At 34.0% G+C, this 11,920-nt stretch carries 9 protein-coding genes and 1 pseudogene; 1 reads left to right on the top strand and 9 read right to left on the bottom strand.

Annotation, left to right across the window (positions count from 1 at the left end; translation table 11 throughout):
- Positions 1-502: 502 nt before the first annotated feature.
- From KA856_RS00770 to KA856_RS00760, 3 genes are all read right to left on the bottom strand, one after another.
- Positions 503-1,048: a YdhK family protein gene (locus KA856_RS00770; protein WP_000592150.1), complete on the bottom strand. Its 546-nt coding sequence runs from the start codon at positions 1,046-1,048 to the stop codon at positions 503-505.
- 17 nt (positions 1,049-1,065) lie between these two features.
- Entirely contained in the window at positions 1,066-3,129 is a 2,064-nt protein-coding gene (locus KA856_RS00765; protein ID WP_210138366.1) for a heavy metal translocating P-type ATPase, read from the bottom strand.
- A gap of 523 nt (positions 3,130-3,652) precedes the next feature.
- Entirely contained in the window at positions 3,653-4,327 is a 675-nt protein-coding gene (locus KA856_RS00760; protein ID WP_053464662.1) for an IS6 family transposase, read from the bottom strand.
- A gap of 88 nt (positions 4,328-4,415) precedes the next feature.
- On the opposite strand from KA856_RS00760, the pseudogene KA856_RS00755 reads away from it, so the two are divergent.
- Positions 4,416-4,922 (top strand): annotated as a pseudogene (locus tag KA856_RS00755) (HsdM family class I SAM-dependent methyltransferase); the annotation flags it as partial.
- A gap of 272 nt (positions 4,923-5,194) precedes the next feature.
- Here KA856_RS00755 and KA856_RS00750 read toward each other — a convergent pair.
- The 6 genes from KA856_RS00750 to KA856_RS00725 form a co-directional block, all read right to left on the bottom strand.
- Positions 5,195-6,493: a dihydrolipoamide acetyltransferase family protein gene (locus KA856_RS00750; RefSeq protein WP_053464664.1), complete on the bottom strand. Its 1,299-nt coding sequence runs from the start codon at positions 6,491-6,493 to the stop codon at positions 5,195-5,197.
- Positions 6,494-6,511: 18 nt separating this feature from the next.
- Positions 6,512-7,552: an alpha-ketoacid dehydrogenase subunit beta gene (locus KA856_RS00745; RefSeq protein WP_053464665.1), complete on the bottom strand. Its 1,041-nt coding sequence runs from the start codon at positions 7,550-7,552 to the stop codon at positions 6,512-6,514.
- 15 nt (positions 7,553-7,567) lie between these two features.
- Positions 7,568-8,515: a thiamine pyrophosphate-dependent dehydrogenase E1 component subunit alpha gene (locus tag KA856_RS00740; protein ID WP_011274553.1), complete on the bottom strand. Its 948-nt coding sequence runs from the start codon at positions 8,513-8,515 to the stop codon at positions 7,568-7,570.
- Between the two features lie 38 nt (positions 8,516-8,553).
- A complete protein-coding gene (gene lpdA, locus KA856_RS00735; RefSeq protein WP_053464666.1) occupies positions 8,554-9,906 on the bottom strand; it encodes a dihydrolipoyl dehydrogenase in 1,353 nt (450 codons plus the stop codon).
- Between the two features lie 331 nt (positions 9,907-10,237).
- Positions 10,238-11,095, bottom strand: coding sequence for a hypothetical protein (locus tag KA856_RS00730; RefSeq protein WP_226956012.1), 858 nt, complete (start codon positions 11,093-11,095; stop codon positions 10,238-10,240).
- Between the two features lie 20 nt (positions 11,096-11,115).
- Positions 11,116-11,820, bottom strand: a complete 705-nt coding sequence (locus tag KA856_RS00725; protein ID WP_107386519.1) for an FRG domain-containing protein — start codon at positions 11,818-11,820, stop codon at positions 11,116-11,118.
- Positions 11,821-11,920: the final 100 nt, after the last annotated feature.

Raw genomic sequence — 11,920 nt, 5'->3', positions numbered from 1 at the left:
TGCTCGCTGCAGACGGTTCGGAAAATAGCCTGAGAGCAGCAGAAGAATCAGTTTTCCTAGGCTCAGACGAATCGAGTTTCGTTAATGGACAGGTCTTGCAGTAGACGGCGGAGGGACTGCATACTAAGGAAATTAAATGAGGCATAAAATAAAGGAAGCCATTTCTGGCTTCCTTTTAATTTTAATTAAACTTCGCATCACTTATGATAACTCTCTGCTTATCGGGTAGTAATGCGGTATTTGAAATAGCTTTTATTATACACAATCTATTTTTTAGTTTTATTTGTGATACGCTTCTGCGTATCGGTTAATGATGCGGTTTTTAATTATATAATTTCAATTAATAAGGTAATGAACAGTTTTTTGATAAATGTTATTCTTCTAAAATTCTTTTTAATTTACACACTAAAAAATATCCTCCTTAACAATAATAAGTTATTTAAATTATTGATTAAGGAGGATATTTTTATATCTATTTATTTCTCAATTTAGAACTAGATTTTTATCGTGCTTTCAGCTCATTTCCTGTCATCCATTTATGATTTTTAATGATTTTACCATTATCTTTGGATTTGTAATCAACTACGTAAACAGTAGTCTTTTTCACGTTATCTATATTGGCTGTAGCACCTTTCATACCAGACATATGACTTGCTTCTAATTTAACAGTATCGCCCTTACTAAATCCATCTTTAGGTGCATCTTTAATCTCTTCGTTTACGACCCATTTATGATTGTTTACTTTTTCATTTCCATTTGTGGGTTTATAACTTACAACATAGGCATATGTTTTATACGCACCTTTTACAGTAGCTTCTGCACCTTTCATACCTGGCATATGCCCTGCTGTAATCGTTACTTTATCTCCCACTTTAAATTCACCCTCATTAGTCGATTTCATATCTTCTGGAACTTTACTTTCATCATTATGCTTCATATGGCTCTCACTTTTTTGGTCATTAGTGTCTTTATCTTTTTCATCATTATTGGAGCAAGCTGATAATATTAGTAATGACCCTAATATCATAAAAAATAATTTTTTAATCATAATAAAACGCCTACCTTTTATTTTAATTTTAATGTAAAAGCATTAATTGCAACGATAATCGTACTTAATGACATTAAAATAGCACCTATTGCAGGTGATAAAATCAAACCAATAAATGCTAAAACACCGGCTGCTAAAGGTACAGCAACAATATTATAACCTGCACCCCACCATAAGTTTTGCGCCATTTTTCTCATAGTATTATTTGAAAGGGTCAAGAAATGAATAATATCTGATGGATTACTTTTAACAAGTATGATATCACCTGAATCCACTGCAACATCTGTGCCTGCACCAATTGCTATACCAATATCGGCTCTTATAAGACTCGGCGCATCGTTGATACCGTCTCCGACCATCATGACTTTATTACCGTCACTTTGATAATCTTTTATAATACTTTCCTTATCTTCTGGCATGAGTTGTGCGTGGACATCACTAATACCTAATTCTTTTGCGACAGCGTGTGCCACTTCATTATTGTCACCTGTAAGCATGACTGGTGTAATATTTCTTGATAGTAAATCAGCTACCATTTGTTTTGAGCTTTCTTTAATTTGATCTCCTTGAGCAATCATGCCAATGACTTGTTGATCCTCAATTAAATAGCTGATTGAATTACCTTGTTGAGCTAATTTAGTAAACAAGTCATCGTCATAATTAAGTTTATGTTTATCAAGATAAGAGACATTTGTTATTTTATATGTTTTATTATCAATTAGACCTTCTAATCCGACACCTGGAATATTATTAACGTCTTGTGGATTAGTAAATGAAACATTTTTACTTTTCGCAAAATCAACAATACTTATAGCTAATGGGTGATTAGATTGACTTTCTAATGAGGCGAAAAGGCTTAATATTGTATCATTACTCAAATCATTTTTAAAGCTCTCATAATGATTCACAGAAAAGTTACCCTCAGTTAAAGTACCAGTTTTATCCATCATTACATAATCGATATGTTGAGCTATTTCTACAGACTCTCTATTTTTAATAATTAAACCATTATGTGCACCAATTGAAGTAGAACGTGCAGTGACTAAAGGTATTGCCAAGCCTAAAGCATGTGGACAAGCAATGACTAACACAGTTACAAGACGTTCTAATGCAAAATCAACATCATTTTGAATGAGCATCCAGACAATAAAAGAAATCACGCCAACACTTACAGCAAAGTAGAATAAATAACCCGCTACTTTATCAGATAACAATTCAGCACTAGATTTATCATTTTGTGCTTGATTAACAAGTCTCATAACTTGAGAAAGATATCCATCTTCTCCAACAGCTGTAACCTTGACTTGTATTGTTCCAGATCCATTAATAGAACCCCCGATGACGTTGTCATTTTGATTTTTTTGTACTTTTTTTGATTCTCCAGTGACTAGGGATTCATCTATGGATGTTTGTCCTTGAACAATAATACCATCTGTTGGAATGCTTTCTCCGGCTTTTACTTCGACGACATCATCAGTCATGATCTCTGATATTTTAACTTCTTCGCGTTGACCATTGTCCATAACTTTAATAGCACTATTAGGTAAAAGTTCTGCCATTTTCTTTAAGGCATCTCCAGCATTTCCGATAGCATTCATTTCTATCCAATGTCCTAATAGCATAATTAAAATTAAGGTTGCTAATTCCCAAAAAAAGTCCATTGTATGACCAGTTGCACTACTAAAGTTATTCATATAAAAAGCATACAAGCTATAAATATAAGCTACTGAGATACCTAGGGTAACTAAGGTCATCATGCCTGGTTTTTTTGCAGCAATTTCATCTTTACCACCAGACAAGAACGGTTTACCACCATAAAAGAATAAAATTGTACCTAATATTAACACTACCCATTCAGAACCTGGAAATGTGAATTGAAAAGGTAATTTAACGCCCATCATTGGCGATAAAAAAATGATAGGTATTGCAAAAATTAATGAAACAAAAAACTTAGCTTTAAAATTCCCATGATGATGTGCATGGCCACTATGATGATTATGTGATTCATGGTTATCATGATGCATTTGATTGGAATGATTCATGTGATTTTGATGCTTAAGCTCTTCACCATTATTCTTCAAATTAACTCCTCCTATTTATGAAAATATTATATTAGCTATACTTATACTATAACACATACCCCTTAGGGGTATAAATGTTTTCGATTTATCTACTTTTATGGATTTATATAATTCCGAAACTTATGTCTACACGTCCTACATTAGACCTTGTCATCGATATTTAAAACAATGTTTTAATTAAAAGATCTAATCTTAACTATCGCATGACAATACACTCTGACCAAGGTTATCATTACCAAAACAAGTCATATATTAATATTCTTAAAGAAAATAACGCATTTCAGAGTATGTCTAGAAAAGCAAATTGTCTAGATAATTATTTAAAGAAGCCAGTAAATGAATTTATAATAAACTCATTTACTGGCCATTTTTCTAGTATTTATGCTCAGTCTCTTCAAACTATATTAATCCTTTTTTGATTCTCAAATTCTACGCCACAATAGCTGCATTTTATTAAAGATACGGTTCTGTTGCAAAGTTGAAAAATAAATGTCTAATCTCAATTTTAAAATAATACTTTGTGTTAACTTGTTAGCATGATGCTAATTTCATGGCATGGCGAAAATCCGTAGATCTGAAGAGTCCTGCGGTTCTTTTTATATAGACCGTATATACATTCAATACCTTTTAAAGTATTCTTTGCCGTATTAATACTTTGATATCTTGTCTTTCTTACTTTAATATGACGGTGATCTTGCTCAATGAGGTTATTGAGATATTTCGATGTACAATGACAGTCGGGATTCAGTTTAAACGCTTTAATTACTTTAGCCATTGCTACCTTCGTTGAAGGTGCCTGATCTGTAATCACCTTTTGAGGTTTACCAAATTGTTTAATGAGACGTTTGATAAACGCATATGCTGCATGATTATCTCGTTGCTTACGCAACCAAATATCTAACGTATGTCCCTCTGCATCAATGGCACGATATAAATAGCTCCATTTTCCTTTTATTTTGATGTATGTCTCATCAATACGCCACTTATAATAGGCTTTTTTATGCTTTTTCTTCCAAATCTGATACAAAATTGGGGCATATTCTTGAACCCAACGGTAGACCGTTGAATGATGAACGTTTACACCACGTTCCCTTAATATTTCAGATATATCACGATAACTCAATGCATATCTTAGATAGTAGCCAACGGCTACAGTGATAACATCTTTACTGAATTGTTTATATCTGAAATAGTTCATACAGAAGACTCCTTTTCATTAAAATTATACTATAAATTCAACTTTGCAACAGAACCAGAAATTGTCTAGCTTATTTTGACAAACGAAATTTTTAAAATATGTATCGGATTCATTTGAAGAAAAGTATGAAGAATTGAAGCAAGATCCTTATGCTGACGAAGAAGATCAAGATGAATACTTAGCGGAAAATATTTTCTGGGTGCCAAAAGAAGCAAGATGGCAATATATCAATGATAATGCGAAAAAACCAGAAATTGGACAAATAATTGATAAAGCCATGATTGCAATTGAAAATGAAAATGAGTCATTAAAAGGTGTGTTACCAAAAGAATATGCACGACCTGCGTTAGATAAAGAAAAATTAGGTGACATTATTGATTTATTTACATTTAAGGTTGGCGATACTGAAAGTCGTAAGCAAGATGTATTGGGCCGAGTGTATGAATACTTTATTGCTAAGTTTGCAAGTGCCGAAGGTAAAAATGCTGGCGAATTCTATACACCATCATCAATTGTAAAGTTATTAGTTGAGATGATTGAACCTAATAAAGGACGCATTTACGATCCATGTTGTGGTTCAGGGGGCATGTTTGTACCCCTTTTACCTTTGAAGTTGTTTTCATCCCTTAATACACTTAGTTATGAACATAATCACTTGTTTAATGTGTAAACGCTTTTATACCCTTTCAATTATATATTAGAGTTATATTTTTATAATTTCAAATAAACGTAAGTGACAGAATTTTTACTTTTTCAATAAAGGGCTTTGTGTTGTGCGAAAGGATTGGAAGTGTGGTTCGAGACATGAAAAGACCCCCAGCATTGTTTGTGTACTGAGGATCTTAATCAAATTAAATATATTTGTTATTAAAGAATTAAGAGATATGGATTTTCAATATATTTAGCTAATACTTTTAAGAAATCGGCAGCGCTCGCACCATCAAGAATTTGATGATCAAACGTTAAACTTAATGGAATACGTGATACTTGTTTAACACTATCTCCTTCAAGTACAACTTCTTTAGAAAGTGCACCTACACCTAGGATTCCTGTTTCACCCAGGTTAAGAATTGGTGTGAAATATTCGATGCCACTAGTACCCATGTTAGTAATTGTAAAAGTAGCACCTGCCAGTTTAACATCATTTGTATTACCATCACGTACCGCTTCTGCTGAAGATTTAATCTCTTTAGCTAAAGCACCAATACTTTTAGTGTCTGCATTATTTATAACTGGTACCATTAACCCTTCGTCGAGTGACGTTGCTACACCTAAATGAACATCATCATATTCTGTAAGTTGACCATTTTCATATCGAGCATTCATTGCACCATAATCTTTAAGTGCTAAGACGATGGCTTTAGCTAACAATGCTGTGACAGTCAATTTAGTATCTTGATTTGCATTTTCAAGTTCAGCTGATAGTTTGTTTTTGAAATCTAACAAACGGTCAGCATCCACTTTACGATGTAACGTAAGTTGTGCTGTTTCGGCCAAGCTTTGACGCATATTCTGTGCTATACGCTTACGCATTGGATTTAGTCCTTCACCGACATTAGCACTGTTAAATTTAGTGTTCTTATCCTCTTTAGATTGCATATCCTCATTTTTTTCTTCAATATCATATCCTTGCTCTTCTACACGTTGAATATCTAATTTTGTTATACGATTATTACCGCCTGTACCTTGAATTCTAGTGATATCAAAGTTTTTATCCTCTGCCATCTTGCGTGCAAGTGGTGATATAAAGATACGTTTACCATTTTGAGGTTCAACATTATTAGACTTATTTGTATCTTCATCATGATTACTATCATCTTCATTTACAGAAGTTGTATCGTTGGTTTGTTGCTCTTCATCGTCTGATTGTGAGTTATTGGATTCTTCATTATCAGATTCAGTCGTACTACTTGATTCAGTACTTTCTCCTTCATCACCTATAATACCAAGTACAGATTTAACTTCAGTTTCTTCTCCGGCTTGAACTTTAATTTCGAGTAATATACCACTAGCTGGCGCTTCAACGTCTTGAGTCAATTTCTCAGAACTAATCGTACATACACTTTCACCTTGTTCAACCACATCTCCCTCTGCTTTAAACCACTCTTCGACTGTTCCTTCTTTCATTGTCATACCGAGTTTTGGCATAATAATATTTTCGCTCATCGTTCAACACCTCCTTGCCTATGAATTAACTTTTTTCAAGTCTTCAATTAGTTCAGATGCGACATCTAATACTTTATCTACGTTTGGTATATAGGCTTGTTCAAGGTTTGCTGCGAATGGAACTGGTGTATCCGGTGCAGTGACTTTCTTGATTGGTCCGTCTAAATAATCAAAACCAATATCACCAATAACAGATGCAACATCTCCCGCTACATTACATTGTGGATTTGATTCATCAATCACAATTAAACGACCTGTTTTCTTCACTGATTCTAGAACTGTTTCTTTATCCCATGGTGACACAGAACGTAAATCAATAACTTCAACTGAAACGTTATCTTCTTTTAATTTGTCTGCTGTTTGTTCAGCTACTGCCACCATTTTACCGATTGCAACAATTGTTAAATCATCACCTTCACGCGTCACTTTCGCTTTTCCAATTTCTATTGTATAAGGTTCTTCAGGCACATCACCTTTTTGTCCTAATAATGTTTTATCTTCTGAAAAGACTACTAAGTTATCATCTTGTACTGCTGCCATTAATAAACCTTTAGCATCATAAGGATTAGAAGGAACGACTACTTTTACACCAGGTATTGTTGCAAACATGTTATACAATGATTGAGAATGTTGTGCCGCTGCGCCTACACCAGCGCCATGAACTGTACGTACAACTAATGGAATTTTAGCTTTACCACCAAACATGTAACGCATTTTTGCACCTTGGTTCAAAATAGGATCTAAACCGAATCCAATAAAGTCATTGAACATTAATTCTGCAATAGGACGCATACCGGTAGCTGCTGCACCTACAGCAGAGCTGAGTGTAATATGCTCTGCGATTGGTGTGTCAATAACACGATCTCGACTATATTTTTTCGCAAGTCCTTTAGTTACACCAAAAACGCCACCAAATGTATCGTCATCTTTAATATGTTCTACACCTGCACCACCTGAAACGTCCGTACCAATGAGAATAACATTATCATCTTGTTCCATTGATTGATCGATTGCTTCGTTAATTGCACCCATAAATGTTAACTTGCGTTCTTCACTCATAGTTATGACCTCCTTTTAGGCAAATACATCTTCGTGTAATGAATCTACATCTGGTAATTCACTTTCATCTGCATATTTCACTGCATCTTCTACTGCTTGTTCAGCTGCTCGTTCAATTTCATTTAATTCTTCTTCTGTTAACCAACCTTCTTCAAGTGCTTGACGTTTAAAGTCTTCTGTTGCGTTTTTGTCCGCATTACGATCATTTGGTGATTTAACTTTTTGTTCGTCCCCTTCAAAATGACCATATTTACGATACGTGTCACACTCAATTAGCGTAGGGCCTTCACCATTTTTTGCTCGTTCTACAGCTTCTTGCGCTGCTTTATAAACTTCAACGACATCCATGCCATCCACTCTGACACCTGGCATGTTATAAGCTGAAGCACGCTCTGCAATTGTTTCTGAAGCACTGGCATAATCATGTGTTGTACCTTCACCGAATTGGTTGTTTTCACAAACAAAGATAACTGGAAGGTTTAAGATTGAGGCAAAGTTAAGCCCCTCATGGAAATTACCTTCATTGGCTGCACCATCACCAAAGAAACATACAGCAACATTCTTTTTACCTTGATTTCGAATAGAAATACCTGCACCAGTAGCAAGTCCGAAGCCACCACTTACGATACCATTGGCACCGAGCATTCCTTTATCTATTTCTGCAACGTGCATGGAACCACCTTTACCATGACCAAGTCCATCACGTTTACCCATTATCTCCGCCATCATGCCATTAAGGTCACATCCTTTGGCAATTGCATGTCCGTGTCCGCGGTGTGTACTTGTAATATAGTCGTCGTCTTCAAGTTGTGACATTACACCAGTTGCTACAGCTTCTTCGCCTACGTATAAGTGAACAAAACCAGGAATCTTACCGTCACTAAAGATTTTATGCACCTTTTCTTCAAAATATCGAATTTCATTCATCGTTTTATAAATCCAACGTGCTTGTTCTTTTTCCATCGTTAGTTCCTCCTATCATTCATTGATTTGTTCTGTTATCACATATGAATGGCTTTTCCAAAGTATGCATCCGCGCTCTCGCCAATTGCTTCGGATAGAGAAGGATGTGGTTGAATGATGTTAGATAACTCATTCATTGTACCTTCTGAAGCTTTGACACCTAATACTTCACTGATTAAATCTGTAGCATGTGGACCAACAATAAAAGCACCTAAGACCTCTCCATATGCTTTATCAGTTACAATTTTGATAAAGCCTTGTACTTCTCCTTTTACGAGCGCCTTTGCATTTCCTTGAAAAGAAGATTGTGTAACAGATACGTCATAACCCGCTTCTTTAGCTTGAGACTCAGATAAACCAACTGATGCGGCTTCAAGACGAGTATAAATACAACGTGTAATATTGTTTGGAGATACTGGCGTTGGTTTTAATCCAGCCAAAGTTTCAACAACATGTAATCCATGTGAACTCGCTGAATGTGCAAGTTGATAACCCTTAACAAGGTCTCCAATAGCATATACATGATTAATTGTTGTTTGATAATGTTCATCGACTTGTACAAATTTACCATCCATATCGATATCTAGATCTTCAACTACCTTGATGTTCGGTTGTCGACCAGTTGCCACTAATAAAGTATCAAATGAAACATCTTCATGATTATCCAAAATCACTTTAGAGGTTGTTACTTTAGATATCTTTGCGCCTGTTAAAATTCTTATACTTTGATTCTTCAAATGGTCCTTTAACAGTTCACGTACTTCTTCAATCTCGGTGAGAAGAATATCTTCATTAACTTCAATCATGGTAACCTCGACTCCTAAATCAGCCATTGAAGATGCTAACTCAGTAGCTATAACACCACCACCAATAATTGCGAGTTGTTTAGGCAACGTTTCTATATCAAAAAATGTGTCTGTCGTTTCATACTTTATGTCATTTAATCCTTCAATAGGTGGAATAAAAGGTTTACTACCAGTTGCTAGAATAATATCTTTCGCTTGATATGATTGATTACTAACTTTAACTTCTAAATCTTTCGTTACAGTAGCTTCACCCTTAATGAAAGTAACTTTGTTTTTCTTTAATAATTGCTTCACACCACCTGTGAGCGTGCTAACAATGTGTTGTTTCCGTTGCACTAATTTAGAGAAGTTTACTTTCATCCCTTGTGTCTCAATTCCCCAATCATTGGCCTTACGTATATCATGTGCTTTCGTTCCATGTTCGAGTAGTGTTTTAGAAGGTATGCAACCTACGTTTAAACAAGTCCCCCCTGCGTTTGTTTTCTCTACAATTGCAACCTTTTGACCTAATTGTGCAGCGCGAATAGCGGCAACATATCCACCAGGTCCTGCACCAACCACAATCAAATCATATGAGTCCATCATCACTATCACTCACTTCCGTAAGATCATATCGTTGTGCATCCCAAAATATTCTGTAAAAACATAGAAATGAGATATGCCATATTCTCAATGTAAGCGTTTTCTCATTTCTTTAATTACATTCTATACTCTTGATTTTGAATTTTCAAGTAATTGTAAAATTAAATTTTTAGGTTCTGTTGCAAAGTTAAAAATCATGTAATATTTATACTGAAAAACGAAAAATAATTAATACTAACAAAACTCTTTACTGTTAAAACAATATTTGCTTTTATAGTTTTGTATAGATGTGCATATAATTTTAACTTTGCAACAGAACCAATAATTATTTCCTTTAGTATTTCATATGTGAATTTACAAGTTGTGAATGGTTTACATTCATATACAATTCAGGTTTTAATAAATTATCCTCATTGATATTAAAAATAATATATCTAATTTCTTCTTCTTGTCTTAAATGAGGATTTTTAAAAAATAATGAAAAGAAATGAAGCGCTTGTACTATACTCTTTATTATTTCATCCATATCATAAGGATCTTTTTCAAAATTATCATGTGCAACATACCAAGCATGAGCTAATGTAGTAATATATTTAGACTGTACTTCATAATCATATTCCACTTTTAAAGGAAATACATACGCATTACCAACTGTATACTCATCGAGTGTTTTTTTACCTTTTGAGTAATAGCTTGCAAGATGCTCCATTATTTCCTGACTATCAAAACCTAACGCTACATCACCATAATTTGATAATGCTTGCGAATAATCATTTTCACTAAAGGACCATACGTATACATCATCTGGCAAAATAGTATTTAATTCTTCTAATTTGAGGATTATATCATTAGGTGCCCCAAGTAATTTTAATTCTTTTTTCATTAACTCATATACATATTTAATTTCTTTATTATCGTTCATATAATGTATTGATCCTATTAAAAAAGTAGATGATGAAAGAATTCTTTCAAATGCTTCATAGGAAGTGTAATGATATAATTTTTTTAATTTATTTGGGTCTGCATAGAATTCATTTGCAATAATCTCTGGTTGAGCATGTTGATAAAAATTAGAATTTTTATCATAGTAATCATTTAATAATTGCATACCATCATTATTCATTGATTGCACAGTTGTTTTTACAGATTCTGGTACATTTGGATCTTTAAGCATTTTTGCTAATTCTTTCATACTATTCTCCCCCATACTATTTATTCATTAATTGATTCCAACTCATCGGTTATATTGCTTGACCCGTATGGTTTCGCTTCCATAATCCAATTTACATGGTTTGCTAAACCATCCAAATCAGGAAATAATGATAATTCATTTATTCCATAATATGATAATTCTTCTCTTAACCTTGTTCTATACTTTTTATCAATTATAATTTTAGTTAACTCTTCATTTTTCGATATGTTATCTTCAATTGAAGCAGTTGGTTGATCATGAATTGTAAAAATACCACTTTGCCTTACTACTCTTGTTGCTAACCCATTTGGTTTTACTTTCTTTATCCCCTTGCTCTCAAATGGATGTACTTCCTTTACATTAATATCTGATTTTTTTAAATAAGGATAAATAACAACATCGCAATCCTCAAAGTCTTTCACAGCAAAATATGCTGCTACTAAAGGATTAAAGCTCCAATCTAATAGTCTAGTCGCTAACCCGTGATGCTGGGCAATGGTTAACATATCCCAATCATTATAAGACTCCTTAAGGAAAATCATAGCCTGACGTTGCCATGCATAAAAAGTTTCTTCATCATTGTATTTGTCATACGGCGAACGCCCTGCTTTTGGCACCAAATCCCATTTTTCATTACTATGCCCTCTAAATAACCATAAACTGTTGCCTCTGTAACCATCGAGAACTTCGTGTAATTCTTTAAATGATTTAATTTTTCCTTTCATAAATACCCCCAAAAACAGAACGTACGTTCCCTTTATTTATATAACTATCTTAGCTTATATTTAAATAGAAGTAAATGATAATAAAGGAATGACTATATAC

It is taken from the genome of Staphylococcus sp. GDB9P120P, from assembly GCF_017893435.1.
Lineage (GTDB): Bacteria > Bacillota > Bacilli > Staphylococcales > Staphylococcaceae > Staphylococcus > Staphylococcus cohnii.
Note: the sequence above shows the minus strand (reverse complement) of the source record. Positions and strands in the feature narration are given on the sequence as shown.